Here is a 26,412-nt window from a genome sequence, read left to right as displayed (position 1 = left end):
CAGCAAACTAAATTAAATCTTAAAAAAATAGCCCTTGTGCAGGTTTATCCCACATTCGAAGCTAGTGCGTTAGTTTCATTTAATTCAGAAGCACTGATTGGCACATTACGGGTTTGCATATTAGGCAATGTCGCATAATCATCCCATAAAAACTCATTTAGAGCATTAAAAACCATTGGATTATGATTTAAACTGCAATGATATCCTTCTTCGCCTGTAATTAAGAGTTCTCGATAATCCTTTAAAACTCCGTGTAACAAGTATTTAACAGATCGAGCAGAGTTCACTGACACGAAACAATCGTTATCCAAGTAGCCATCGACTTTGCCCACAACGTTGAATAATTGAACGTCCTTTGGAAAATGATCACGATACTGCAACATTCGTTTAAAATGTCTGGTTTGATGCGAGGGACGATGATCCATCTTTAATAACGCAGGAACCGATTTGGCATGCAAGAAACCACGAAGCCCATTAAAGGGTCCAGCAATGGTCACCAACTTTTTTAGTTTAGGCACCCGCAAATCATCCCCATACATTAACGCTTCATTGACAAGATCGTTGCTACCTAAAGAGTGACCAACACCGTTATATTCCATCACATTGAACTCTCGTTTTAGGAGGATCAACAAACTATGTAACCAATTGATTTGAACAAACTCTGGAGCACGATTATTTTCAAACAAAACTTGGATAATTGGATTTTTAACATTCATTTTTTCAGAACCGGTAATAGAGATTCGACCATAACGCGTAATGGTTGCCGTCATGATTTGTTTGGCCCAACCTGCATGTTGAGCCGCTGAAATCATATGACTTGTTGAGCCCACGCCACCATTAAAGCCGTGAACAAAAATGGTTGCTGCATTCATTTAAATCCCCCATTTACATTTAAATTAGGTTGCCACCCTACTTAATAGGCAACATTGCTCATTCTACTATTTTATGAGGGCAAAAGAAAGCTCTACGTGTGTACATAAAACGCGTCTAGACAACGATTGTCTAAACGCGCTAGTCATTACTTGTAAATGTTTAACTAATCCAAAATGGTCGCTGAGTTACCCAAAAATTCAGATCAAATTTTTGCTTTTGAATATTTTCACCATTTACCTGACCGTTTTCAGGTAAATCAGTTTGAATATGTAATCGTTGCGAACGAAAATGGTGAACAGCAGATGACTTAAGGTGATTACCAGTAGTCAGCATTTCACCAAATAGCTTTACAAATCGTAACACGCCAATTTGTTCCACAACAATTAAGTCCAATTTACCATCATGTAAATCAGCAATTGGCATAATCGGAACCCCACCACCAAAATATTTAATATTGGTGGTCGTGACCAAAAACGCACGATTAAACCGGTGCTGATCCTGTTCCGTTTTTACAGATAAACCAAAGGATTTTTGTTTGAAAAAGGTTTTAATTAAAGAAGAGACGTATGCGCCGGACTCCAAATGATATTTACGCAAATGGTCTTTTTGACCAGCATTGGCAGCATGAACCACCGAAGCATCAAACCCAATTCCCACGTTATTTGTAAACAGAGTGGCGTGTGAATCCAATCGATTTTGATAGGCGCCCACATCTAAGCTAGTCGCATGCTGAACTTCAAGAAGTTTTTGCAACGCCACTAACGGTTGAGTTGGCAAATTGATTCCGCGGGCAAAATCATTTCCAGATCCAGCCGGAATATAACCTAATGGAATTTGATCGCCCCCACCACGATGCAATCCGTTTAAAACTTCATGTAAAGTTCCATCGCCGCCAACAGCCACAACGACCCATTTTGCATCATACTTATGACGGAGGGCAAAATCAGTCGCCAATTGGACGCCATGTCCAGGATGGTTGGTCATCATTACCCGATAATCAACCTTTTCTTCCTTCAATTGAACTTCAATTTTTTGCCAGATATGCTTAGCTTTCCCTGCTCCCGCAAAGACATTTACCACCATCAAAAAACTCGGTCGTATTTCTGTCATTTGAATTCACCACACTTAACTTGTAATCATTACGAATTAGTTTAACATATGAATTCACACATAAACCAGCCCTATTGCGACCTTAACTGATTTTTTATAAAAGTTAAACATGAAAAAACAGTAAAGGATTGCACCCTAATATTTCGTGGATGCAATCCTTCATTGATTAAGCCTCTTTTATCCACTGCTTCAAGAAATGGGCAATGGTCTGTTGATATTTTTGCGGATCTGTTAAGCGTGATTCCACGTGATCTGCGCCCGGAACTTCATGACTTTCCTTAGGCAATTGTTTTGCCAGTGATGCTTTAATTTCTGCCATCATTTCAACCGGCACGTAACGGTCGGCATCCCCATGAATCATCAACACTGGGATGGTAATATTTGACGCTTGATGCGCAATATCGGCTTCTTTTAAGGAATAACCGCCAGTAACTCGCGTCATTAAACTCACAAACGTGCTAATAAATGGGGGTAAATAAAAATGATGCCCTAAACGATAACTAAATTCTTTCTGGGCCGAACTGAAGCCACTATCTTCCACTACAGCTTTTACATTGTCAGGTAAATCAGGTTCACCTGCTGTGGCCAATACAGTTGCAGCTCCCATGCTGATCCCAAATAAAACAATTTTTTGAGGTGTTTTGCTACGCGAATTGATTTCTTCAATCCATTTAATGTAGTCACGCCGATCTAGCCAGCCAAAACCGACAATATTTCCGTCACTTACTCCGTGGCCCCGAGCATCTGGCATCAAAACATTGTAGCCCAAATCCATAAATAATTTAGCATATGGAATCATTTGTTCATGAGCATGATGGTATCCATGTGCGAGAATGACTGTCTTATCACTATTGTTTGAAATATAGGCAGCTGCTAAATGAATCCCATCTTCCGCACGAATAAACCACGTCTGCTTAATCAGTTGCTTATACCAATTATATGTGTCTGGCGTGTTGTCTTTACTACGGGCATTTCGAATTGCGCGTCGTTTATGCGCATCAGAATTGATAATTCCCATCTGATAACTCACTAAACTGCTAATGCCTAGGCTGGCTGCCACACCAATCAACGATATGCCGGCGATTTTTAAAGCTTTTTTTGTATGCACGTCATCATCTCCAATCAATCTTTTTATATTAAAGTGGTCGCTTCACCATTTGAATAGTTTCAATTAGTGAAACCCTTTTCTTCTTTATTATATCTTAGTTTGATGATGAAAATGTGAAAATCGTTTTGAATTGGTGGTAATTTTGTGCATTTGCACGGGCGCGTCAGCTAAATACATTAATTTTATTGATACTTATAATTCAATAGTTGATTAAGAATCATAATTCAATGATTTTCATAAAGCAAAAACATTTCCAAAATTTCAATTAAATTTTGAATTCTCTCTTCACTAATTTTGCGGTATACTAATTAAGTAAGCTTTTTGGGCCCTTAGCTCAGCTGGGAGAGCGCTTGCTTCGCATGCAAGAGGTCGACGGTTCAAATCCGTTAGGGTCCATTGATAGAAAAAGGTTGGTACACAGGGATGCTTGAAACGCCTGTTATACCAACCTTTTTATTTTTTTAGACAACTGATAAAAACCCGATTACAAGGTACAGATGACAGTATAAATGACAGTAGGAAAATAATCTAATAAACCGTGGCGATCAGGGATGCCTGTTATCCATTTTGGATAGCAGTTTTTATTTACCTAAAATTCCCAATCTAATGAATTTATTTGAGTTCGTTTGCGACATAAATAAATATTATTCCTTGCAGATTCTGTATGTAAGGTTGTTGGCACAAAAACATCACGCCCTTCGGCTTTACGCAATCCTAGTACAACTACTTCTTTTGGCTCTTTAAGGTAGCAAAAAACAATATCAAGTTTTAGCCTGTTAGGTTTCATATCACGGGTATATACAAATACATTGATATCACAATCTATAAAAATTCTATGCATAAAATTATAATTTTGCATTCTTTTTTTGATTCTAAAATATTCATGGCTTTTTCTTGCCACTTCTGCTGTGAAAGTACCTTGATCAATATCATTAATTATTGCACTAGCATTTTTATGTTTTGTTCTTACTTTTTCCCATCCCATAAGGTGAGGAACATCATGTTCGTTAAATAAAACCTTAACTGAACTAAGCAAATTATAATTGGTTTGAATAACTGCTTCATGACCTGCAAAACATTCTCTATAATCCTCTAATATTTCTTTAAAATTTAGTTTGTTTGTATTGCTAACTAATAAATGATGCAGTGCTATTTCAGACATATCACGCATGATACTTAAATCCCACTTTCAAAAAAGACCGCCGATATACAAAATCGACGGCCAAATATTTATCAAAATAAAGGGTACGGATCAAGAGATGTCCTTAATCGCGACTAGTGGTAGGATACAAAGCCTCCTCCAGGCAACACGGTGTACCTCAACCGTATCGACATCTATCAAAATATCAGCAAAGAGTATGACATGCACCTTTGCTCACGTATTATTCTAACTTTTTATGTGCTTATATGCAAGCATACCAATCCATTTCATACCAATTAATGTAAAACTCAAAAGGTTCCAATACGTTTCAATACATCCTAATCAGGATAAAATCCTTCTAATGCGTTCTTGAAAATTATAAATGGCAAGTATACCAATTTACGAACCGCATTAACATAGCTTTACAACTTGCAAAGCATTGGTTTTCTACTAAACAAGTAGAAATAAGTAAAAACATCCCTTACCTTGTCATTTCTAAGCAATTTTATGTAGTATTTTGTGGTAATTACCTTTACTCGTAAAACTAGCGAACGTTCGCGATTCTAAATATGTGCACTAAATAACCCTTATTTTTTGTTAGATCTAAATGACCATATACCCTAACAAAACCTAACATTTTTTCACATATGTTCAAAAATAGCATTATAGCTTGATTCATTGTGCGCCTGTACTTTCATCAGCTTCATAACCATGTACGATCACATATAGATTAAACTAAAACCACCTTAGAATACGTCTCTGTATCTATAAAAAAAGGCGTACCTATAACTAAAGGATGCTCTCAAAAAGTCAAATTTTGTAAGGTTTCTACAAATACAAGCATATAGCATTTTATCCTAGGTTTTTTGAGGTAGCCGTTTAAAAATAATGTAAGGTTTTGTAAGGTTTTTAGATTGTGCAAAATGTCGGAAATTGCCGAATGATATCAATATTTCACCATAGGTTTTAAAAGTTTCTGTATAACAGAAATAGCAGGTTGCTGGCCTTTGCAAATTGTGAACATCACTTTAATATCTCCTCGTATCACGACTCATAACAGTTTTTAGCAGGCTAATTAGATACGGGTAAATGTTCATATTTGTTCACAATTATGAATACTTTAGGACTCAAATTACTAATCATGTTATCTTTTATTGATTTTAAACCATAATAAAAAGGTGTTAACCAATATGAATGATTAACACCTTTTAGGAACAGCAAGCCCTCAACACTGATTAATTATGACACAAATTTAATTCTCGTTATGTCTTTCAGCTTCTTCGAAGGCTCTAATGTGTCCAAATTAATAACAGGTTTTCAAAGATTTTACGTTCCTTTTTAGGGACTCTGATTTATTGGAATACATTGCCTTTTATAGCCTGCCCAATCTGCCCATACCTTATTTTAGTAAATAGGCATGTAACCTTATCATTTCTTAACAATCTGTCTAGGTTCATCCTTAAATTTACCCAATTTATTAACAATCTTTTGTAGTAGCGTGTGTTCCCTACGTGGTATGGTAGTTAACTTACGCGGTTCTTTTGAATGATATGTTTTAATTAAAAGAGCTTGCTCGGATTGATTGAGATATGAGAACCGTATATAGAAGCTCTGTATTAGTTTTAATTCTTCCTCGGGTAATTCACTTAAATTACTGTCTAACGTCCGCCACTGCCTTAAAATACGCGTTCTCTCTGCTATATTCCAGTCACGCTCATAAGCTGGTTTATTGTAATCAATATTGTTGGTAGTCATGAATATATGCCACTTATCAGGATCATCTTCATACATAGGCTTTAAATTATGACTATTTACACCCGTTTTAGTCATGGACACTAATCTCTGTTGATCAGAAAAAGGCTTTAAACTGTTAACCTTCTTGGTAATAGGCTCTAAATTATAAACCTTGGCCATTAGTTAACATCCCCAAAACTTGGTTCATAGTGCTTTGAACATCATCTACATTGGTAATTTGATCAATAGCAACATCATAGGAAAGGTTAAACTTATGTCCCGTTGCTTCCTCAATCTGGTGTATTTCGTTTAACGTTTGAATTTCAAGTACATTATTATTTTTTTGATGCTCACATTTTCCAATAATTTGTTTTAAGTATGTTTGCTCGTCTTGGCTAAGAGTACCCCAATATTTCATAAATTCCCTATGCTTGTAGTCTTCAATTTGAAGGCACTGCTTTGCTTCTTGTTCCATATCCACAAAATCATTCACAATTATGTCAAAAGGGGGATGTCTGACGGGTGTCATTCCATCACTCTCGTAAGCGAATGGACTACTAATAAATGAGTAATTATGGTAGATGCTTTCAAGCTCTTTTAAATGTCCTTTAATAGTGTTTTTTCTGCTTTGAGTATAAAGATACTCGGATAGTAACTGACGGTCTAATTCATCCATTTTTAAGCACCTGCTAACGATATAAGGTTATCAAGTGTGTATGCCTCTGCAAATTCAAGTAATGCCCTTTGCTGGTAATCACTAAACCGACTTGTTCCCATGCCTACATGCTTAGCTACATCCGTGAACCGATAGCAATTAATATAACGATTCTCAAGTATAAATTTCTCTAATTTGTCAAGTTGCTCTAAGCTTTCTTCAACGGCCTGAACATGCTTAACAGCATCTTTTGTTATTTCATCATCAAATTTACGACTGGCCATGCGTTCATAGTGTGGATATTGTTTTAAAATCGTTTTAGCGTTCTTCATTGTTTGTTTTTCATCTACTTGTAACAAAAAAACCAACTCCCTTGGTAGCGTGATATAATTAATTGTCGGATCACGTGGCTACCTTGAAGGTGGCTTATTTTTTTGCCTTTTTATCCAATTTCTACGGTTTTGATACAGCTAATTCGTTCTTCAATCTCTTTAGCATGGCTACAAAGTGGGGCCAGTGTTGTCTGTCGTTCTTCCTCGCTGGTAATGAGGAAATAGCCGTGTTTGTGATCATCTCTTAACGCCCCAATGGGAAATTGCCATGTACTAGCAAGTAACGGATAATCCCATACACAGCGCGTAAAGGGATAGCTGTAAGTTTACTAATCTGCTTGGCAGTAATTGGATGATCTGAACCATAAGGGATTAATTCTTGAACCTGCTCAACTTTAGTTTTAGGTTGTTCATTTTCCATGTTTCCACCTCAATTCATATCGTTTTATCATTGGGATGCACTGTGTCCCTTGCTACCCATTTCGTTTATCTTTTAATCCTTTGAAATTAATTACATTTTCAGCGTGATGCGTAAATAAACGACTAATAATTTTACCGTTATAAATTTGTTTAAGTGCTTTGCCGTACTTATTGGTGGTAATAATATTTACCTTGTCATTACGTGCCTCTAAAATATTAAAAAACGCCTTTTGAACTGTGTCATTAGCTTCTCTGCCCCCTGCATTGAGTGTCGTTTCTGATCCTAAATCATCAAATACAACCACGTCAGCTTTTGCTAGTGAAGCTTCAATTAAGTTTCTTTTTTGAATAAACTCATCCCTTTGTGACGGGTTAACATTTCCAAGCCGTGAACTAAGTTCTAAGTCCATTAGAGCGGGCACACTCACGAACATACAGCTCTGTTGTGGATCAGAACTATTATTAATATCTGTTAACATTGCAGAGGCTAACAATGTTTTACCAACCCCATAAGCCCCAATCAGTGCAAAGTTTTGTATATTTCCCGACTTGATCCGTTCACAAATTATTAAAGCTTGGCTTAATATTTTTCGATCTGCTTCTTGTTCATTGGGATAAACCTCAAAATCATTAAACGTCTTTTCTAATAATTTAGTCCCTGTATTAGGCATGTAGGAACTGTTTAACAGCATTTTCTGCTTTTCGTGATTAGTTGCCTGCTTGGTCATTTTAATAGCTTCTTGCTCACGGTAATTAATACCCTCGTGTTCCATTTGACCACATTCAAAACAAATTGGGCTTTTACCGTTATCCTTAAAAATATACATAGGTGCACCACAAGTTTCACAAGCTTGTCCCGTTTTTTTGAACATGGTATCAATAAACTCTTGACGGGATGATATCAATCCTAGCCCACTCATTTCAGTATCTAACATTGTTTTCATCCCCTTAGAATGGCAATGGCTCATCATTATCATATTCCCCACGATCAGGAATAGAATTGCTTGAAGAAGGCCTTTGCTTAGCATATTTAGCTTTAAACTGCTTCTCACTGGCTTTTACTTGCTCAACCGACTTAAGATTCTTTTGCTGATATCCACTTAAAATAGTTCGTACATAGCTCCATGTTCTGGCGTTGTGATCAACAGCAACCCGCAAAGCATATCTAATTAATTCGTATGCCACTGTTTCAACTAACCCCAATTTTTTAAAGTCATCAACTTCATAATCTATGTTTTGATACAAGGTTGGGGATGCTAAACCAAAACCATTGTTTTCCCAAAACACAAAAACGGCCTTTCTTTCGATTTGCGTCTCTGAATTAATTTTTGTGTTTGAGTTGCCTTCTTCTTTATCTTTATTAGTACTTGTAGTATTAATACTTGTAATATTCTCTTTGGGGTTTTTCACAATACCTCTTTGTGATTTTTCACTATACCCCCCTGTGATTTTTCTAATGACCCCTTGTGATTTTTCACTATGGGTATTATCTTGGCTTTTTACTGGATTAAGACTAATAATTCTTTTACTGATTTGCTTTGTCTTAGGAAAATATTCAAATTTTACAAATATATATCCTTGTTGTTTAAGTTGATTAATCCAACTTGAAACCGTCCAGTTATTAACTTGATATAATTTTGCAAAATAGGCATTAGTTGACCAGCATGTTCCACTCTTATTACATAAAGCAGTTATTTCACTATATAGAAGCTTGGCATTAGCCGAAAGTTTAAGATCATAGCGAACATTAGCGGGCAAAATCGAGTAGTAATTCGGCCTTTCTTCTGTTTTGTTGTCAGCCATAAGTTACACCTCTTTTTTAACATGCTTGCTGTATGCCATATCGTTATCAAATGCATTGTAATCTCCGTCTAGTAACACGCTCATATCATGTAGCAAGCAATCATACTCAAACAAAATATCGTGTGTATCTTGCTTGCTGATATTTTCAAAATCTTCAATGATTGTTCGTTGTTTTAGTAACGTATGTACTTTTTCTAGACGTTCCTCACGTGCCTCAACCGTTTCTAAAGCATCAATACCACGAAGGTAGCCCGAAGAACCGTTGTACCAGTCATCTACAGTGCCTTGTAATACCGATCGCATTTTATAAATAAACATATTGTATTCATCTGCTAATTTTGCTAATTTTTCATGATCCATACGAACAAATGAAACGGGTTCTTTATCGCTCATGGTTTGAAACGCACTATCTAAAAGATCAAGTGCTGTCATATTGGCTGATACCGTCCTGTTATCTTGTTTAAGTGCTCTCTTTGTCTCTGCAACCTCGTTTAAAATATCCATTGGTTAATTCCTCCATGTTTGATAGAATGAAGGTACAAACACACTTGTATCAGTGTTTTACTTGTCCGTAATCCGTCCAAAGATTATACGGGCATTTTTTTGTACTCTCATTCATAATTTTGCCTTTCTACAGGGATACATCCCTTAATACCGTTTAATAAAATGATTATGTTTGTTCATTTCTCGAGTTTCCCCGATACCAATACCAAACGCCACGCCTGCAAACAAACTAATTACAATCGTGACCACAAACCATAAAAACCAACCAAACATACAAATCACCTCTTCTTTTTAATCTCACTAAATTTAAACATCCCTAACCCGCCACGGATTTAGTTATTTAATAAATATTGTGTAATTTCTTTCTTGTTAAAAAAGTTCTTGCCTGTTTGCTGGTGTATTGGCATTCCCTGCAAAATCAACGCATTTAATGTCTCTACACTCACACCCAACCATCTAGCGCATGTACGTTTACTCGAGATCCAAGGCGAGTCAATGGCCGTTTGACGCCGTGCCTCCTGTACCGCCTCGGTAATCGTGCTCATAACTTCCTGTTTAAGATGTTCATCATATTCCGGTGGTAAAGTAACTTGTAACTCCATAAAAATCGCCCTCAATTTCAAGTACTAATTCTGTACTTTTTCTCTAAAAAAAAGTTCCTCAATGCTTACATTGTCAATATACTTAGATAATATTTGGTTAACTCGCATTTTCTCATTATCGTTAAATGAAGTGCGGCCTTGTTCTTTAGCTTGAAATGTTCCTAATTTGATATTTGTTTGTTCGGCCAGTTCTTCTTGAGAAAGCCCCGCAAAAAGTCTGAAACGTTTTACAGAATTAAAATATTTATGTTTCTTACTCATTTTTAAAATCTCCTTTGTACTTATACTGTACTTCTAATATAAACCTTATCAAGCCAAAAGGCAATAGTTTATATGTACTTATTTTGTACTTAGTAGTACAATTCGTATTAGATAAAGTTGTATAAAGAGGTGGATAGTTTGAAAGTAAACAAATCACAAATAGGGCAACGTATACAAAACTTAAGGCAACAAAACAATTTGAGTATGGAGACCCTAGCTAGCAAGGTTGGTGCTTCGGGTAAAAGTACAGTGAATGAGTGGGAAAAGGGAAGATCAACACCAAATCGGGAATATCTAGCAAAATTATCTAATTTCTTTGGTGTATCCGAGGATTATATAAAGTTTGGATCTTATAAACAATACGTCTACCAGTTATATTTATCAGAGATCAATATTTCAGATTCTCAACTAAAAACTATAGTTGAACATTATTTAGACATTTCAACTAATTTTCACGGATTAATGGAAAGCCTGTATATAAACGAAAAGTTTAACGATGCAGACAGTGTTTACAAACAATATATAGATAATGCATTTGAAGACAATTATCAATTAATATCAGACCATCTTACAAAAGACAATATTAGATATGAAGATGAAAGAATTATCAAAGTGTTATCTAGTACTTTCGCTGAACTGTCAGTTAAGCAAGAACGAGCTTTTGAGGGGAAAGCCAGCGCTCTTATGAACTACTTAAGTGATTTTGACATCTTTAGTTTTTCTCCCGCAAATTCCTTTGAGGAATATTTAAAGGATACTCAAAATTCACCTATAGAAAAAACAACAAAAGATAAACTTGAAGGTTATTACGATGCCAAGTTAGGCGAGTTAGTGATGAAAATGAATGAACAAGTTAGCGAGCTTAAATTTAATTATGAAATGGATAAAGATAAATATTTAAGTAATGAAGAAAGTTAAACATAGTGTTTTTCATGCGAGAAAGTACAGACGTAGGAAAACAAAGAAGCAGGTCTAGTATTGCTAGTTTTTTAAAGACCTGCTTTAGAAATGGAGGAAACTAATGAGTAACGAAAAAACTAAGTTTTTACTCTACAAAACTGACAATAGAGATGTCAGTATTGATGTTATTATCAGTGATGAAACCATCTGGGCTACTCAAAAATCAATAGCCGAATTATTCGGAGTTGGAACTCCCGCCGTTAATAAGCATTTAAAAAACATTTTTGAATCAGGCGAATTAAAGGAAAATGAAACTATTTCCAAAATGGAAACCGTTCAAAACGAAGGTGGTAGGGATGTCACTCGTAAAACTTCTTTTTATAATTTAGATGCCATTATTTCAGTTGGTTATCGCGTTAATTCTATACAAGCTACTCACTTCCGTCAGTGGGCTACCCAAACACTTGATGAATATATGATAAAGGGCTTTGCTATTGATGACGAACGGTTAAAACAAGGATCTAACTTACTTGATAAAGATTACTTTGACGAACTGCTTGAAAGAGTACGTTCAATTCGTGCCAGTGAAAGAAGAGTATGGCAAAAGGTCACAGATATATTTGCCGAGATCAGTTCAGATTATGACCCCAAAAGCCCTGTAACCAAGAATTTCTATGCAACTGTACAAAATAAATTTCACTATGCTATTACAGGGCAAACAGGTGCCGAAATCATTTACAAGCATGCTGACCATAACAAGCCACATATGGGACTGACCACGTGGAAAAATTCACCCAACGGTAGAGTTTTAAAGTCCGATACTAAAGTTGCTAAAAATTATCTAGATAAAGATCAAATTAGGAAACTTGAACGTAATGTGTCTAGCTATTTTGATTATGTTGAAGATCTGACCGAACGGCATAATACTTTTACTATGCAAGAGTTCTCTGATAGCATTGATCGTTTCTTATCGTTCCGAGAATATGCGATACTGCCAGATAATGGCTCTATCTCAATGAAGAACGCTAAAAGCAAAGCTTCAAAAGAATATGATGAATTTAATAAAACTCAAAAAATAACATCTGATTTTGATAAACAAGTTAAGAATATTATTGATCAAGAACACGAATAAATAACTAATTACTTTTCAAATTAAAGTCTTGTCCAATACTCATGATGACATTAAAAGCTTTTTGAAAACTTTAATTACATTATAGGAGATCAAAAATGAAAAAATTCGCGGTACTACTAGCTTCCTTGTCAGTTTTTATGTTAATTGGAATGGGATCTACAAACGCAAAAAGTAGATTAAAATCAAATAGTTTAAAAATTACAACACACATAACAAACGAAACAACAAAAATAAGCGGGAAAACAAAGAGTAATGCTTTAATTAGTATCAAACACGGGAAAACTACACTTGGAAAAGATCATGCCAGTTCAAAAGGTAATTTCACAGTTAAAATAAAAAAAATAGCTCCAAAATGGACCATTAAAATCCAGAGTTCGAAAAAGAAATACAAAACTATTTCCAAGAGCATCAAGGTATCTAAATATGTACCCAAAACAAATAGCCTAAAGCTAACTACCAAATATATTACTGATGAGACGTCTAAATTAGTTGGAACAACAAAAAATAAGGCTTTAATAACTGTTAAACACGGAAAAACTATTTTAGGAAAAACATATGCGAATTCTAAAGGCAGTTTCACAGTTAATACAAAAAAAGTTACACCAAAATGGACCATTACTGTCCAGAGCTCAAAAAGTGGTTACAAAACTATTTCTAAAAATGTCAAAGTAGCAAATCGTGTGCTTTTTGAAAAGCCAAGTTTTGTTCGTTCAACATCTGCTTCAAAAGTTGTGGTTGACGCACCACTAAATTCTAAACTTTATGCTTACGTCGGCAATAAAAAAATAGCCACCGCTAAACATATTTCAGGTGTGTCATACACAGGTGTGGGTATGTTACAAAGATTTAAACTTAGTATGCCTGCTTTAAAACTAGGCACAAAAATAAGTTTTATTATAAAGAATTCTAAATTTTCCACTTCCAGTTTTTCAATGAACAATACAAAATATATTTATGATAATGGTTCTGAATATGCTTTGAAACATCCAACTGAAACTTACGTAACTTACAGGGAACTTTTTACTGATAACGGAACAAATATTCCAGCTGGCACAAAGATTTCAGGTTTAACTATACAAGACATTAACAAATCGAAAGAAATCACAGAAATACAGGCTGGTAATACTAGTTATGACGTAGTACAAACTGATATAGCTTATTCAATCATCCCGACAAACGGAACACCTACGGCAGTCCCATCTGCTTATTTTCGAAATGATCTGAATGATGGTATTATTTCAACTGAAAAACCTATGCCATACATCGACAACCATAGCGGTTGGACACAATTTGATGCTTCTGCTAATCAGTTTTCTTACTGGAAATACAATAATAAGCAACAAAAGTTTCTTTTTGTTTCAACAAAAGCATATTAAAGTATTGTCCAATACTCACGATGACATTAAAAGCTTGGGCTCATCCCTGAAAACCCGCCACGGTACGAAAGGGATAATGTAACATGGCAAGTATTAAAAGTTATGAAACTAAAGACGGTTTACGCTATGGATTTCAGTTATATGCCGGTGTTAATCCGCAGACTGGAAAACCTAGGCATTTAAGCAGACGTGGGTTTAAAACACAAAAAAAGGCCACTCTAGAGGCTTCAAGGCTAGAACTTGAAATCTCACAAGGTGGCATTCAACAAGATAATAATATTCTGTTTTCGAAAGTTTATGAACAATGGTATCAAGCATATGAAAATACCGTTCGTGAGAGCACATTGGCTCGGGTTTCAAAAATGTTCGATAATCATATCTTACCGTATTTTGGCAATAAACGCATTCGAACAATCTCAATCGCTCAATGTCAAAAGGCCATTAACGACTGGTTTAAGATTGCTAGTTATAACTATCGTAAATGGTATAACTACACATCTATGGTCTTTTATTACGCCGTTAAACATGAATACATTGACCGCAACCCAACTAATCTTGTAAACATCCCTAAGAAGCCCACAGAGTACGGAGACAAGACCCCTAATTTTTGGGACAAACAAGAAATGAAACAGTTCTTCACTTGTATTGATCCCACTACCGACACCGAAAAGTACACGCTTTTTAGGGTGCTTGCATTCACTGGTGTACGGCGTGGGGAATGTTTAGCTCTCACGTGGGATGATATTAATTTCTCACAGGAAACTTTGAGAATTAACAAGACCCTCACACAAGGAATGAAAGGCGTTCAGATCATACAGGCACCTAAAACGCGTAAAAGTCAGCGTACTATTAAACTAGATAAACAGACCGTTCATTACTTGAAGATGTGGCGTAAAGAACAACGTAAGTATTATTTAATGCTTGGCTTTAATACCTTGCATAAAGGACAACTTTTATTCGCCAATAGCAAGAATAAATATAAGTCTTTGAACACGCCCGCTAAATGGTTGACACCTTTGATAACCAAAAGTAAGCTACACAAAATCACTATTCATGGTTTCAGACATTCTCATGCGTCTGCTTTATTTTCAGCAGGTGCAAGCATTAAAGAAGTTCAAGAACGATTAGGGCATTCAGACGTAAAAACAACGCTCGATATTTACACTCATGTCACTAAAAAGCAGAATGATGAAGCCGTTGAAAAGTTCGAAAATTACATGAATTTCTAGTAAATGACAGTAAAAATGACAGTATAATAATTTCAAGCGACCTGTAAAGCCTTGCTTATCCGCGGTGTTAAAACATTTTATCAATTAGTGGTGTCAAAACCGTTAGGGTCCATTGATAGGAAAATACTGATACAGACATGTGGCTTAAATGCCTGCTGTATCAGTCTTTTTATTTAGTTTTGTATTGTTTTTTAATCATCAAAGGACATTCACGAAATAACTTAAGATAATTTAATAAGCCCTTGCGGTCGGGAATAACTGTTATCCATTTTGGATAACAATTTTTTTGTGGTGACAGTCAATAACATTAATCTTAAAAACCAATACCATTTACCACTTAATTTCAAGACCTTATTTTAACTTTTTTTGTGCTATCCTTATTATTGTGATAAGTGTATTTGTGAAATTGCATGGTAGCGCTGAAATTTAAAAACGGAGGCGATGCCAATGCAAAAACTTTTTGTTTTGACATTTAATTATGTGGAGTACTGGGGACAGCGTCTATCCAGTGTTACCAAAATTTAGATGGTTCCCTGAAACTATTAATGCTATGCATGGTCTTTCAGAACGTGTACAGTTTGGTGTTTTAGGTACAATTATTATTATCGTGTTGTGTTTAACACTTATGGTATGTAAGGTTTTGTAGACAAAATAAAAAACCGCTTTGCTTGGAGGCAACGGTTTAAGATAGAGCAATCTATTAACAATCAGCGCTAACAAGTTATTTTACAAGTTGCAATCATATACTGACCACACAGACTGGGGAGGAACATCCCTAGTTATTTTTTGTTTACAAAACAATGGTACACGTTTTGCTGTTTTTTGACAAGCAGTAACAGCAAAAATAAAAATCAACCCTTACGTGTCTTTACCTTCACAGTTACATACAATTCCCCATATGAAAAACAAGCTGAATCTGCCTTAGAATGCTCATCTGAACCCATAAAAGATGGTACACTCAAAACTATAGGAAGCACTCGAAAAGACTGATACAATATATGTAAATCGGTATCCATTACAGCTTCTATGGATACTGATTTTTCATTCCCAGCAATCTCCCACATCCTTGCCACACTCATTTAAATTGTATTAAGTTTCCACTACCCACAAGCAATTCTTTGTGAAATATGGTAAATTCAGAGTATTCATTTTAAAGGAGGTTGCGTGATGCTTCTCTCGATTATCATTCTTGCTATATTATTATGGAAATTCATCAGTGGGCTCCATAAAGGATTTGTTATCGAGCTTCTGTATACAATCGGTTATTTTGCCGTCTTTATCTTTGCCAAAGTCCTTTGTACGCCAGTTGCCGAGTTCCTATCCACAACTTTTAGCAGTGACCAAAGCTCCACCAGCAGCACTGCCATGATGAGCTCCGTTTCATTTTTCATTCTCATGGCCATTGGCTGGCTATTAGTGCGTCTGATCGCACGCTGGTCCCGTTTAATCACGTGGATTCCGGTCATTAAACAAGTCAACGGACTGGCAGGTGGCCTTATTAGCCTTGTGATTGCTTATTTTGTCATTTTTATTCTATTAATTGTGAGCCAATTTCTGCCCAACGACACTTATCAAGCCCAGCTTTCAGATTCACAAGTGGCGCAATTTATCATCAAAAAGACGCCCGGAATTTCGTCAGATATTTTGAGTAAATACATTCTCAACACTGATGAAACAACGACGACTAATACAATTTCAAACGAGGAAAACTAACCATGAACTATCGATTGATTAAAAAATATATCGCTTCTCATCTAGCAACTCCCACTGCCTCATTGACAGAAGTCACGGATCCTGAGGCCGGTATTTTGTTTAAAAACGGTGAAGATAGCTCATTTTTCTATCTTGATCCCCAATACAGTAACGTCTTCTTCGAAAAACACGAAAACTTACTTTATAAACACGCATATGATCCAGCAACCCATGATTTTAAGTCAAAAATAATTTAATAGTTAAAAAAATGATCAATTGATTCGGAATTTTACCCGACTTTCAATTGATCATTTTTTATAAATTCTAATAAAAACTTGGTTTATCACCATCTGTATTTGGTTTGTTTAACCCTATAGATGTCCGAACATCTTTTTTGGGATTCTGAACAAGTTTGACCACATAATCTGCTACTGACTTACGCGAAACTTCAGTCCCCTTCATCTCATCATGGCGGCCCGTCACTTCATAATCCACTTCATCCTTATTTGTTAACCAGTTGGGACGAATAATCGTGTAATCCAAGTCGGAAGCTTCAATTTCACTAGCTGCCTTGGATTGAGTTGGAAGATAACCACTCGGATTGAGCATTTGTTTATTCCAATCACCAAACTTACCAGGAACCTCATCGAACACACCTAAAGTTGAAATCCAGATCAACCGTTTCAAGCCAGCTTCATGCATGGCATTCACAATATGAGGAATCATTTTATCCGTATCATCCGGACCTAAGTTGGCATACACCAAATCTTGTCCTTTTAATGCAGCTGCTAATTCTGATTCATTATTTACATCACCAACAACTACCGTTTCACGATTCTTATCAACATCGGTCAACTTCTTAGGATGGCGGACAAACAACTTTAATTGATCATCTGTTTCTTTAATTAATTGCTTTGCGGCCAGGCGTGCAATGTGTCCAGCTGCCCCCAAAATAATAACTTTACTCATTTAGAAAACCCCTTTCTTGATTTCAATTGTAATTATAATACTTACAGTTTGAGTTTCAACTATTTACACTCCAACATTATTCCATTCATAAGCAAACACATTGACGATTCCCCCAAAATCAAAGATAATAATTATATAAACCATAAGGAGGTTTTCAAAATGTCAAAAGCTAATGATAAGTTAGACGCATTAAAAGATAAGGCCGCTGGTAAAGCCAAAGAAACTATTGGGAAAATGACCCACGATGATTCCAAAGAGTTAGAAGGTAAAACACAAAAAGAAAAAGGTAAGCTTAAAGATAAGGCTGCTGACGTAAAAGATAAAGCAGCTAAAAAGATCAACAAGCACGTTGATGACAAAGATAATATCTAGGCTAAAAAGGATAGCATTAGGAAATCAGATTGATTTTCTAATGCTATTTTTTTGCTGCATTTTTCTATCAAACAAGCAAAGCCCTCAAAAGGTAAAATTTACCTGCATCGAAAAAGCTTGTCTCCAGAAAACTGAACTTCAGTTTTACAGAAACAAGCTTTTTTACCGTATATTAATCATTTTAATGACAGCGTAGTTAAATTGCGCTAAAATTGATTTTTAAAAAACATTGAGGAAGTGGCTTCATTGACGGTTTCATATTTACGCAAAACAACCCTTGAAGATTTACCAACTGTTTCAAAAATTATTACATCTGCTAAAGAATTTCTGAAAGCTCAAGGCATTGATCAGTGGCAGGATGGCTACCCAGACTTAGAAGCACTTGAAGCCGATGTCAAAAATCAAAGCGGCTATGTGCTGATAATTGATAATCAAATCGCGGGAACAGCAGCCTTACTCCCCGATCATGATTCAAATTACGATGTGATCGCTGATGGTGCTTGGCAAGGTGCCGCGGATGCTAAATACACCGCTATTCATCGTACTGCCATGTCGTCAGATTTTCGCGGTCAACACTTATCTGAAAAGATGATCTCTGGATTACTCACGCTTTCAAGTCAGTTTGGCTACCATCAGGTCCGCATTGATACTCACCCCGATAACAAACTGATGCAACACTTAATAACCAAAAGTGGCTTTGACTATCGCGGAACAGTATTAATGGACCACGATCCATCTGAGTTACGACTGGCCTATCAACTTTTTATATAAAGTGATTTATTTAATGAACTTCAACGAGTTCACCAATTGAAAGTAAATACAAATAGCGTTCTTCTACTGGGAGTTTTAAAATATCTGTCAATGCTGCCGCGTATAAATTAACCTGGCCGGCATAACGATTAATGATATTTTGAACTCCATTTTTTGTGCTTCCTGGTTTAACGTAGTCCGTCTTATAGTCAAACAAAATTGCTCGCTTATCGATGACAATATAACCATCAATAATTCCGTGAATCAGGATTTGCGTTTCTTCTGTATCCGAGAAGTCCTTAAAACCACTAAATAATTGGTTAGCTGGCATCAGTAGTGAGAATGGTACTTCTCGGTGAACCCGATCAGGATGTGCCAGTAGTAGGTTTCCCAACTGAGAATCAAAGAATCGTAAAATGTTCTGAACTTCAATTAAGTTGGCAACTTCTGGACTTAACACTTTGTTGGTAACCAGTTTAGCAATCAGATCCCGAACACTATCCTCGGTAGGCTTCGTTTTTAACGAAATTTCTTGTAATACTAAATGCGTGGCCGTTCCTATTTCAGTTGGTTTTGGTTTGACAGTAGTTTGTAAAAATTTTGGTGTTGCTAGCTCATTTGAAACATATCGATTCTGCACTTTTAGCTTTCGATCGCGTTCAACAGTGGACTGTGTCATTTCCAAACTATCCGGATCGTCAAATAATCGCTTCACTTCAGATACAGATTGATACGCAGTTGTTTCAGTCGCTACCTTATGCGGATATTTCAAGTTTAAAACTTGATCAATTTGATACGTATTTAGATCACTGACATCTAATTTTTGCGTAGCCGTTTGAAATTTCTGCCACCAATCTTTTTGGGGCTTTCCAGCCTGCATAACGGCAACATTCTGCAGATCTGTCTTTGTCTTAAACTGAACTTCAAACTTAGTCGTATCTCCGCTTAATTCAGCAAGTTGGGTTTGGTCTTCGCTACCTTGATCAAAACTAGGATGGCGAATTAGGGCTTCTCCTATCCAGTCTAAGAAATTATGAGTGGTTAATCGTGTGGCTTCTGTCAGTAACATCTCTTTACTGCGTGAAGCTGTTTGCCATTTCTTTAAGATTTTTTCTTGAGCGTCACAGGCGCCTACAATGATGAGTTTTTGTTGGGCACGGGTTAAAGCCACATAAAGTTGTCTCATGTTTTCAGCCAAACTATTCCGTTTTACCTGATCTAAAATCGATAGTTTTTGTGGTGTATCTACTTTTATTCGTGTATTCGGGTCAAGATAGGTGATCCCAATTCCAGCTTTCGAGTCCAGAATGTACCTGTCCTTCATAGAAGTTGTATTAAATTGATGAGACGCATCCATCAAAAATACCACTGGAAATTCGAGACCCTTACTCCCATGAATAGTCATGACCTTTACAGCAGCCTCATCACTAGTCACAGGAATCTCAGCCAAATCTTTGCTCTGCTTTTGCATCCTTTCAATGAAGCGAACAAATTGAAATAGGCCTTTGAAACTGCTTTGCTCATAACTTCTTGCGCGATCATATAGCGCATTTAAGTTGGCTTGACGTTGCTGACCAGCTGGCATGCCACCCACATAATCCAAGAAACCAGTTTCATCATAAATTGTCCAAATCAAAGTGGCTAATTGATTTTGATTTGCAATATCTTGAAAATGCGTCAACTGTTCCAAAAAGTGTGTCACCTTTGCAAATAACTGGTTTTGAAATTGATTCGTTTCGTTATCCTTAAAATTACTCTGAAAATCTTTAACTGCCTGGAAGTAGTCTCCTGTCCGATTATTAATTCGTAAAAAAGCTAATTCATTTTCATTCAAACCTACAATTGGTGATCGTAAAACGGCAGCTAACGGAATATCTTGATACGGGTTATCAATAATCTTTAACAACGCCATCATAATGGCAATTTCGGTGGTTTGAAAATAGTTTTGCGCGTCATTTACCACAACTGGGATCCCCATCTGTTTAAACAACGCTACGATAGTCAAATTGTTTTTTCTAGTTGGCGTTAACAAAACAATATCGCCATAAGTTAATTTCCGACAGTCTTTAATTTGCCGATCATACATCTCCGTTTTATTTTCAATTAACTCTTTAATTCGTTGACCCGCAATAGCAACTTGCCCTCGTGATTTATCATCGATTTCAAAACTACCCGCTTCAACCTCATCGCTCGGCTGGCTGCTGGTCTGTTTCTCATCATCATAAACAAGAACCTCGGTGCTCTTTGAAATTGCTTCTCCCTTGTGATCTATAGCTGGATAGTATATTGCGCCATATGCCAGTTTAGCGTCATCATCATAAGCAATTTCACCTAACTTACGATCCATTAACTGTTCAAAAATTAAATTGGTGAATGCATCAACGTTTTTAACCGAACGGAAATTTTGTGACAAAATAATACGTTCTCCCGTTACATCATCTGACTGATAAGCTCGATCTTTGCTGATAAATAGATGCGGATCGGCCAACCGGAAAGCATAAATAGACTGTTTGACATCCCCCACCATAAACATGTTACCCGGATCTTCAGTAGTCACACTGGTCAAAATAGCTTCTTGAATGGGATTAATATCTTGGTACTCATCCACAATGACTTCTTCGAATTGTTTTTGATAAGCGGCACGAGCACTTTTTGACTCTGCTGACGGGCCATTCAAAATTTGCATTGCAAAATGCTCAAGATCACTGAAATCAAGAATCTGTCGATGCCGTTTTTCTTTAGCGTAGGCATCCCTAAAGGTACTTGTAACTTTGGCTAACTCTGTAATCAGTGCTTCAGACTGCTTCATGACCTTTGTCATCTGGTCCTTGTCTAAACTGAAATACTTCTGCGTCAGTTCCTGAATCCGCATTTTGTACCCATTTTTATGGCTTGTATCCCCACGCACCTCTTTGACACGTGCCTTAAATTCTTTCACTTCATCGTTTCTTTTACCACCGCTCATACTCTTGAAACCTAAACTACGGAGTTTCCCTCGTAAATCATTCCAGTCAGATAATCCACTATCTAAAATTTCTTGCATTTGATTCACATCAGCATCAATAATGGGGCGCAGCTTTTCAAGATCTTCTGAACCATTTTGAATAAGTTCTTGTAAAGAGTGAGCTTCTTCCAAACTATTAGTTAGCTCATCTTTAATAACTGGAACAACTTGTTCTTTATAAAACGAAGTATCATCGAGATCTCCATCAATCTGATATGGTTGAGAAAGCGTGGATAACCAAGTTTTCGGATTGGGGGTTGCATTTGCAAAATCGTATAGTTTCAGCATCAAATCAGTAAAACCATCATCGCTGCGATCATTTGAAAAATTGGCGGTTAACTGTGCAAAAATATCACCATCTGTTTCATACAATGATTCACGCAAGTCACCCCAAACCTCTTCACGAAGCAAAATTCCTTCTGTTTCGTCTGTTAGCAATCGGAAAATGGGATCCAAGTCAATCACATAGTAATAGCGTTTGATAATTGACATACAAAACGCATGGATTGTACTGATATTGGCTGTATTTAGCTTTGTGAGCTGGGAAACTAAATGCTGCCGTTGAGCAGGTTCCTTTTTGACGCGAATTTGATCATTGATCGCTTTTTGAATTCGATCATGCATTTCCTTAGCTGCCGCTTCAGTAAAAGTCACAACTAATAATTTGTCGACATCTGTCCCATTCAGGATTTTCTCAATCACACGTTGAACTAATACCGACGTTTTACCTGAACCCGCAGAAGCAGAGACAAGCACATTATGACCATCATGATAAATCGCATGTCGTTGATCATCCGTAAAATTAGTTTTGCCCATGCTTGTCATCTTCTTCCTTTAACATTTCTAGAACATCTTTTGCTTTGTAATTTTCCAATTTATGATAATTGTTTTCCGGAAGCATCTCATCAAACTGCATAATCGCTTTATATGGTGAATACTGTAATGCCGTGTGTTGATCCGTCCACCGAGCAGGATTCAACTTCAACTCACCAGCAAAAATCTTTCTGCTAGCTTCCACAATCTTTTTCTCGGCATGCTTAATCAAACGCTCAAGATCTTCTTTCGTCACAATTTGATTGCTCCTTGAGCCGTACTTACCACCCTTAGTTTTGCTAAATGGATAAATTAACGAGGATCCCGAATCCAATTGCGTATCCAGATTATCTAGTAATTCCGGATCACTTAAAATAATGCCTTTGTATTTGGTGTCCTTCAATAGTGCCACTTGAACTTCCTTGGGATCCGCTGTCTTTAGCTTAGCAATATCAACGGATGGATTTTGTAAATGCATGTACAGTGCCCCTGATAGCAATGGATCCACTGCGTGCTGATCAATTAAGGCAATATTTTTCTTCAAAGCATCAATATAGGTCAACATTTGCATTGCCAAACCATAATAGGCATCCCGAAAATCAAAATCGTGTTGGCTCGACTTATAATCGACAATGCCAAAATATTGTCTTGATTTACCCGATTCTGAAGTTAATTTAAGTTCATCGATTCGGTCAATCTTGCCTCGAACCCGCACCTTCTGAGTAGGTGAAACATCAAAATCTAAGGACTTTATGCCAGTCTCTGACCCAACTTGACCAAACAGAACTTCGGTCTTAATTGGACGCATCTTGGAACTAGAACTTTGCAATACGAAGATTTTCAACATTTGCTTGATTGTTTGGTTCAATTGATTGTTAATATAATGCATGCGATTTGAACTTTTTAAAATTTCAAACTGGGGTTCATCTCTGATATCTTTAACCACAGCATTTAAGAAGTTTTCCATCTCAGAATCAGACAGATTGGCAATATCCACTTGTTCCTGGTTAATCAGCTTTACGAAGTGATCTAAGACCATATGGAAATATTCACCAGTACTTGCTGGAGAAAGTTCAAATACATCCCTTTCCTGCAGTTTCAAGCCATATTTCAAGAAATAGGCGTATTCATTTTGATAAAATTCCTCTAACTTTGAAATTGAAGTATTGATGGTATCCCCGTATAAATCACTGACAATTTCTGGTTGAAGTTTAACGGGTTCGTTTTTATAATTCAGACTTTGAAATACGCGGTTGGTTAGGTGACGTAACTGCAAATCGGTAGTTAAGACACGATAAATATACTGCCATTTAGGTTGAATCATTTTTTGAATATCTTTACTATCACGGCTCACCTGTAGCAGGTGAGTTAACGTACTTCGTTTTGAGCCTAAAAACTCACTGACTGATTCTTCATCTAAACGAGGGCGATCAAAACTCCGCTGAACTTCAATTTTAAAATGATCACGAATTTCTTGTACATACGGAGATAATTTTTGTTCGATACCGTCACTATCGGTATCCGCGTACGAGAAGCTTACTGTTTGGCATCCCGACAGGAACGCCACGTAATTCAAATATCGCTCAAAATGCGCTTGTTCATTCGTATTATCAGTAAAAAATTGTTCGTCAGACAAGTCGTCTTTTAGAGCTGCACAGTCATCATCCGACAAGATTCCTTGATCATTAAAATGCTCTGGCATCACCGCATCTGTAGCCCCGATAATAAAGGTGTACTTACGATCATTCATCTGGGCCATCCCTGTTTCAGAAATCATAACTTGATCTAATGTGGATGGAATTAATGAATAGGAAGCACCTTCAAAACCAGCTTCCAATAATGCCACAAAATTATCCACAGTAAACTCGCGATCTCCAAGAATGGCTACATACTCATCTAACATGTCACAAAAGGTCTGCCAGGTTTGTTCTGGTTGAGCACCCTTGGATAAATTGCCCTCATTAACCGCTGTATCACGCCATTTCTTAAGTTGTTCGGCCACGCCTTGATTAATCAAGAATTGATAGAGAACAGTGACCGCTTCCTTCCCCGTTTTTGCCTGATCCAAAGCTTTGAAAAACGGTGGCAGAGTTTGCCGAATGTAATTGCGAATACTATTGACTTGTTTAGTAATGGCAATGTCACGATCAGACTGAATACCAAAATCACTGGGATTAAACCGCATATATTGCCAGTCATCTTTTTGCAGCCATTTGCCACCTTCATAACCGTTCTTCAAAACTAAGTTCTCAGTTAAATCCTTTGCTTGGCGAAAGGCTTGAATATCCATAAATTTATCATCAATTTTTGGAATAAGTAATTCAGTTTTCAAGAGGCGCATCACATCTTGATAGCGATAATAATGAGACTTTACTGCAAACAAAGCTTCAATTAAAGCTACAAACGGATGATCCTTCATTGAAATCTGCAAATCAGTAAAATGGGGGATTTCATATTCCGTCATAACTGGTGTTAAAACTGTTTCATAAGTATCTAAATGGCGCGCCAATACAAGAAAATCATGATAATGAATCTGCGGATCGTTTGCGACCATTTGTCTAATCTGCCGTGCGACCTGTTCAATTTCAGTTTGGCGACTATCTGCATGCCTAATTTGAATACTATTTTCATCCGTTAAACTCTCGGGTTGAGAATCCTGCAGGTTAGACGCCTGGAGCCAGAAGTTTTCAAGTTTAACAAGGTCAGCACTCACCCGTGTTTGATCTGCAAAACTATCTGTCTTGATTTTTATGGCATTTGCGTGCGCAAAATGATACAGCTGATAATAGGTCTTTGCTGACTCGTAAAAAAGATCTTCTTCTTGAGGTTTCGAATCCGTGTAAGCGTGATCCAGGGTCAAACTAAAAATCACTGCTTTTGATTTTTGAATGAGGACTTTCACTAACTTCATTTCTTGAGCCGTAAGCGACGAAAAGCTGTCAAATAAAAACACCATGTGACTTAAATCTTGCTCGGCTAAGTACTCACACAAAGCTTCCATGAGCGTATTGCTATCGACATAATTTCCCAACATTTCTTCTTCAAAAGCTGTATAGATAATTGCTAAATCGTGCATTTTGGCCGTTAAATCAATTGTGGAATTTTCGTCAGCATTAACTTTTTGAGTCAAAGTTTCAAAATCCTCAGCAGTAATCCGTCCCTTTTGAAGTTCATCAAATTGACTAGCTAGTTGTTGAATAAAGCCAGTTTGCGTCTGTTCACCATTAAAAACCGTCAGTTCATCTTGATGTTCCAAAATAATTCTGTCGATTAACATTCCTATGCCAGCCTTGGATAATCTTGGCACTTGATAGATTGGTTCATTTTTCATAAAATACCAAGCCAATCGTGAAAACGAGAACACCTGCAATTGATTTTGGGCATAGGTGGCCTCGTTTCCGTTGTGCTTTTTTCGTAAAGCATTTAAAACAGTTAATTCAGATTGAAACTTGATATGATTAGGCACAATGTAATAAACTTGTGATTCCGAATCGGCCTCCAAAACTTGACCAACTTCATCAATCATCGCCTGTCGTTGATCACGACTGGCCTTACCTAAAATAAATTTTAAAGTCATAAGAACCTCCTATCAAAAAGATACGCACGTATGTTCGTTTTATTTTTATTATACT

At 36.7% G+C, this 26,412-nt stretch carries 25 protein-coding genes and 1 tRNA gene; 9 read left to right on the top strand and 17 right to left on the bottom strand.

Annotated elements, in window-relative coordinates; translation table 11 throughout:
* Positions 1-44 precede the first annotated feature (44 nt).
* The 3 genes from PPA04_RS02745 to PPA04_RS02735 form a co-directional block, all read right to left on the bottom strand.
* Positions 45-872, bottom strand: a complete 828-nt coding sequence (locus tag PPA04_RS02745; protein WP_057783009.1) for an alpha/beta hydrolase — start codon at positions 870-872, stop codon at positions 45-47.
* A gap of 160 nt (positions 873-1,032) precedes the next feature.
* Positions 1,033-1,983 carry a diacylglycerol/lipid kinase family protein gene (locus tag PPA04_RS02740; protein WP_057783007.1) on the bottom strand — a complete coding sequence of 317 codons (951 nt, stop codon included), beginning with the start codon at positions 1,981-1,983 and terminating at the stop codon, positions 1,033-1,035.
* Positions 1,984-2,149: 166 nt separating this feature from the next.
* Positions 2,150-3,091, bottom strand: coding sequence for an alpha/beta hydrolase (locus tag PPA04_RS02735; RefSeq protein WP_057783005.1), 942 nt, complete (start codon positions 3,089-3,091; stop codon positions 2,150-2,152).
* Between the two features lie 323 nt (positions 3,092-3,414).
* Here PPA04_RS02735 and PPA04_RS02730 point away from each other — a divergent pair.
* Positions 3,415-3,487, top strand: a tRNA-Ala gene (locus PPA04_RS02730).
* Between the two features lie 193 nt (positions 3,488-3,680).
* Here the strand turns inward: PPA04_RS02730 and PPA04_RS02725 are convergent.
* From PPA04_RS02725 to PPA04_RS02685, 11 genes are all read right to left on the bottom strand, one after another.
* Entirely contained in the window at positions 3,681-4,262 is a 582-nt protein-coding gene (locus tag PPA04_RS02725) for a PBECR4 domain-containing protein (RefSeq protein ID WP_057783003.1), read from the bottom strand.
* Positions 4,263-5,660: 1,398 nt separating this feature from the next.
* The gene (locus PPA04_RS02720; RefSeq protein ID WP_057783001.1) at positions 5,661-6,146 is read right to left on the bottom strand and encodes a hypothetical protein; all 486 of its coding nucleotides are present in this window, start codon (positions 6,144-6,146) and stop codon (positions 5,661-5,663) included.
* A complete protein-coding gene (locus PPA04_RS02715; protein ID WP_057782999.1) occupies positions 6,130-6,642 on the bottom strand; it encodes a hypothetical protein in 513 nt (170 codons plus the stop codon). Before PPA04_RS02715 ends, PPA04_RS02720 begins: the two co-directional genes overlap by 17 nt.
* Before the next feature lie 2 nt (positions 6,643-6,644).
* Positions 6,645-6,980 carry an ArpU family phage packaging/lysis transcriptional regulator gene (locus tag PPA04_RS02710; RefSeq protein WP_057782997.1) on the bottom strand — a complete coding sequence of 112 codons (336 nt, stop codon included), beginning with the start codon at positions 6,978-6,980 and terminating at the stop codon, positions 6,645-6,647.
* Positions 6,981-7,197: 217 nt separating this feature from the next.
* Complete coding sequence (locus tag PPA04_RS09540) at positions 7,198-7,374, bottom strand: hypothetical protein (RefSeq protein ID WP_186806940.1); 177 nt, start codon at positions 7,372-7,374, stop codon at positions 7,198-7,200.
* A 52-nt stretch (positions 7,375-7,426) separates the two neighbouring features.
* Complete coding sequence (locus tag PPA04_RS02705; protein WP_057782995.1) at positions 7,427-8,308, bottom strand: ATP-binding protein; 882 nt, start codon at positions 8,306-8,308, stop codon at positions 7,427-7,429.
* A 13-nt stretch (positions 8,309-8,321) separates the two neighbouring features.
* On the bottom strand, positions 8,322-9,176 hold the full coding sequence (locus PPA04_RS02700; RefSeq protein ID WP_057782993.1) for a DnaD domain protein: 855 nt from the start codon (positions 9,174-9,176) through the stop codon (positions 8,322-8,324).
* Between the two features lie 3 nt (positions 9,177-9,179).
* Positions 9,180-9,680: a hypothetical protein gene (locus tag PPA04_RS02695; RefSeq protein ID WP_057782991.1), complete on the bottom strand. Its 501-nt coding sequence runs from the start codon at positions 9,678-9,680 to the stop codon at positions 9,180-9,182.
* A 144-nt stretch (positions 9,681-9,824) separates the two neighbouring features.
* A complete protein-coding gene (locus tag PPA04_RS09775; protein ID WP_260280957.1) occupies positions 9,825-9,953 on the bottom strand; it encodes a hypothetical protein in 129 nt (42 codons plus the stop codon).
* A 59-nt stretch (positions 9,954-10,012) separates the two neighbouring features.
* Positions 10,013-10,282: a hypothetical protein gene (locus PPA04_RS02690; RefSeq protein ID WP_057782989.1), complete on the bottom strand. Its 270-nt coding sequence runs from the start codon at positions 10,280-10,282 to the stop codon at positions 10,013-10,015.
* 24 nt (positions 10,283-10,306) lie between these two features.
* Positions 10,307-10,543, bottom strand: coding sequence for a helix-turn-helix transcriptional regulator (locus PPA04_RS02685; RefSeq protein ID WP_057782987.1), 237 nt, complete (start codon positions 10,541-10,543; stop codon positions 10,307-10,309).
* Between the two features lie 138 nt (positions 10,544-10,681).
* On the opposite strand from PPA04_RS02685, the gene PPA04_RS02680 reads away from it, so the two are divergent.
* The 6 genes from PPA04_RS02680 (at position 10,682) to PPA04_RS02655 (ending at position 17,129) form a co-directional block, all read left to right on the top strand.
* Entirely contained in the window at positions 10,682-11,461 is a 780-nt protein-coding gene (locus PPA04_RS02680) for a helix-turn-helix domain-containing protein (protein ID WP_057782985.1), read from the top strand.
* A 103-nt stretch (positions 11,462-11,564) separates the two neighbouring features.
* Positions 11,565-12,575, top strand: coding sequence for a virulence RhuM family protein (locus PPA04_RS02675; protein ID WP_057782983.1), 1,011 nt, complete (start codon positions 11,565-11,567; stop codon positions 12,573-12,575).
* Between the two features lie 95 nt (positions 12,576-12,670).
* Complete coding sequence (locus tag PPA04_RS02670; protein WP_057782981.1) at positions 12,671-13,951, top strand: hypothetical protein; 1,281 nt, start codon at positions 12,671-12,673, stop codon at positions 13,949-13,951.
* Positions 13,952-14,034: 83 nt separating this feature from the next.
* Positions 14,035-15,180, top strand: a complete 1,146-nt coding sequence (locus tag PPA04_RS02665; protein ID WP_057782979.1) for a site-specific integrase — start codon at positions 14,035-14,037, stop codon at positions 15,178-15,180.
* 1,167 nt (positions 15,181-16,347) lie between these two features.
* The gene (locus PPA04_RS02660; RefSeq protein ID WP_057782975.1) at positions 16,348-16,893 is read left to right on the top strand and encodes a CvpA family protein; all 546 of its coding nucleotides are present in this window, start codon (positions 16,348-16,350) and stop codon (positions 16,891-16,893) included.
* Between the two features lie 2 nt (positions 16,894-16,895).
* Positions 16,896-17,129 carry a hypothetical protein gene (locus PPA04_RS02655; protein ID WP_057782974.1) on the top strand — a complete coding sequence of 78 codons (234 nt, stop codon included), beginning with the start codon at positions 16,896-16,898 and terminating at the stop codon, positions 17,127-17,129.
* A 67-nt stretch (positions 17,130-17,196) separates the two neighbouring features.
* On the opposite strand, the gene PPA04_RS02650 is transcribed toward PPA04_RS02655, so the two are convergent.
* Positions 17,197-17,841 (bottom strand): SDR family oxidoreductase, encoded by a 645-nt coding sequence (locus PPA04_RS02650; protein ID WP_057782972.1) that lies wholly within the window; start codon positions 17,839-17,841, stop codon positions 17,197-17,199.
* 159 nt (positions 17,842-18,000) lie between these two features.
* On the opposite strand from PPA04_RS02650, the gene PPA04_RS02645 reads away from it, so the two are divergent.
* Positions 18,001-18,213 (top strand): CsbD family protein, encoded by a 213-nt coding sequence (locus PPA04_RS02645; RefSeq protein ID WP_057782970.1) that lies wholly within the window; start codon positions 18,001-18,003, stop codon positions 18,211-18,213.
* A gap of 246 nt (positions 18,214-18,459) precedes the next feature.
* The gene (locus PPA04_RS02640) at positions 18,460-18,984 is read left to right on the top strand and encodes a GNAT family N-acetyltransferase (protein WP_057782968.1); all 525 of its coding nucleotides are present in this window, start codon (positions 18,460-18,462) and stop codon (positions 18,982-18,984) included.
* 10 nt (positions 18,985-18,994) lie between these two features.
* Here the strand turns inward: PPA04_RS02640 and addA are convergent, their stop codons facing one another.
* Together addA and PPA04_RS02630 are read right to left on the bottom strand one after the other, a co-directional pair.
* Entirely contained in the window at positions 18,995-22,783 is a 3,789-nt protein-coding gene (gene addA / locus PPA04_RS02635; RefSeq protein ID WP_057782966.1) for a helicase-exonuclease AddAB subunit AddA, read from the bottom strand.
* Complete coding sequence (locus PPA04_RS02630; RefSeq protein ID WP_057782964.1) at positions 22,770-26,357, bottom strand: PD-(D/E)XK nuclease family protein; 3,588 nt, start codon at positions 26,355-26,357, stop codon at positions 22,770-22,772. Before PPA04_RS02630 ends, addA begins: the two co-directional genes overlap by 14 nt.
* Positions 26,358-26,412 lie beyond the last annotated feature (55 nt).

The sequence above is a fragment of the Pediococcus parvulus genome (assembly GCF_007990205.1).
Taxonomy (GTDB): domain Bacteria; phylum Bacillota; class Bacilli; order Lactobacillales; family Lactobacillaceae; genus Pediococcus; species Pediococcus parvulus.
The sequence above is the reverse complement of the archived record's forward strand: the minus strand, read 5'-3'. Positions and strand labels throughout refer to the sequence as shown.

What these genes read in the sequence shown, in the direction of transcription:
- PPA04_RS02745 (WP_057783009.1), bottom strand. Translation starts at nt 872, where the DNA reads ATGAATGCAGCAACCATTTTTGTTCACGGCTTTAATGGTGGCGTGGGC.
- PPA04_RS02740 (WP_057783007.1), bottom strand. Translation starts at nt 1,983, where the DNA reads ATGACAGAAATACGACCGAGTTTTTTGATGGTGGTAAATGTCTTTGCG.
- PPA04_RS02725 (WP_057783003.1), bottom strand. Translation starts at nt 4,262, where the DNA reads ATGCGTGATATGTCTGAAATAGCACTGCATCATTTATTAGTTAGCAAT.
- PPA04_RS02720 (WP_057783001.1), bottom strand. Translation starts at nt 6,146, where the DNA reads ATGGCCAAGGTTTATAATTTAGAGCCTATTACCAAGAAGGTTAACAGT.
- PPA04_RS02715 (WP_057782999.1), bottom strand. Translation starts at nt 6,642, where the DNA reads ATGGATGAATTAGACCGTCAGTTACTATCCGAGTATCTTTATACTCAA.
- PPA04_RS09540 (WP_186806940.1), bottom strand. Translation starts at nt 7,374, where the DNA reads ATGGAAAATGAACAACCTAAAACTAAAGTTGAGCAGGTTCAAGAATTA.
- PPA04_RS02705 (WP_057782995.1), bottom strand. Translation starts at nt 8,308, where the DNA reads ATGTTAGATACTGAAATGAGTGGGCTAGGATTGATATCATCCCGTCAA.
- PPA04_RS02700 (WP_057782993.1), bottom strand. Translation starts at nt 9,176, where the DNA reads ATGGCTGACAACAAAACAGAAGAAAGGCCGAATTACTACTCGATTTTG.
- PPA04_RS02695 (WP_057782991.1), bottom strand. Translation starts at nt 9,680, where the DNA reads ATGGATATTTTAAACGAGGTTGCAGAGACAAAGAGAGCACTTAAACAA.
- PPA04_RS09775 (WP_260280957.1), bottom strand. Translation starts at nt 9,953, where the DNA reads ATGTTTGGTTGGTTTTTATGGTTTGTGGTCACGATTGTAATTAGTTTG.
- PPA04_RS02690 (WP_057782989.1), bottom strand. Translation starts at nt 10,282, where the DNA reads ATGGAGTTACAAGTTACTTTACCACCGGAATATGATGAACATCTTAAA.
- PPA04_RS02685 (WP_057782987.1), bottom strand. Translation starts at nt 10,543, where the DNA reads ATGAGTAAGAAACATAAATATTTTAATTCTGTAAAACGTTTCAGACTT.
- PPA04_RS02675 (WP_057782983.1), top strand. Translation starts at nt 11,565, where the DNA reads ATGAGTAACGAAAAAACTAAGTTTTTACTCTACAAAACTGACAATAGA.
- PPA04_RS02670 (WP_057782981.1), top strand. Translation starts at nt 12,671, where the DNA reads ATGAAAAAATTCGCGGTACTACTAGCTTCCTTGTCAGTTTTTATGTTA.
- PPA04_RS02665 (WP_057782979.1), top strand. Translation starts at nt 14,035, where the DNA reads ATGGCAAGTATTAAAAGTTATGAAACTAAAGACGGTTTACGCTATGGA.
- PPA04_RS02660 (WP_057782975.1), top strand. Translation starts at nt 16,348, where the DNA reads ATGCTTCTCTCGATTATCATTCTTGCTATATTATTATGGAAATTCATC.
- PPA04_RS02655 (WP_057782974.1), top strand. Translation starts at nt 16,896, where the DNA reads ATGAACTATCGATTGATTAAAAAATATATCGCTTCTCATCTAGCAACT.
- PPA04_RS02650 (WP_057782972.1), bottom strand. Translation starts at nt 17,841, where the DNA reads ATGAGTAAAGTTATTATTTTGGGGGCAGCTGGACACATTGCACGCCTG.
- PPA04_RS02645 (WP_057782970.1), top strand. Translation starts at nt 18,001, where the DNA reads ATGTCAAAAGCTAATGATAAGTTAGACGCATTAAAAGATAAGGCCGCT.
- addA (WP_057782966.1), bottom strand. Translation starts at nt 22,783, where the DNA reads ATGGGCAAAACTAATTTTACGGATGATCAACGACATGCGATTTATCAT.
- PPA04_RS02630 (WP_057782964.1), bottom strand. Translation starts at nt 26,357, where the DNA reads ATGACTTTAAAATTTATTTTAGGTAAGGCCAGTCGTGATCAACGACAG.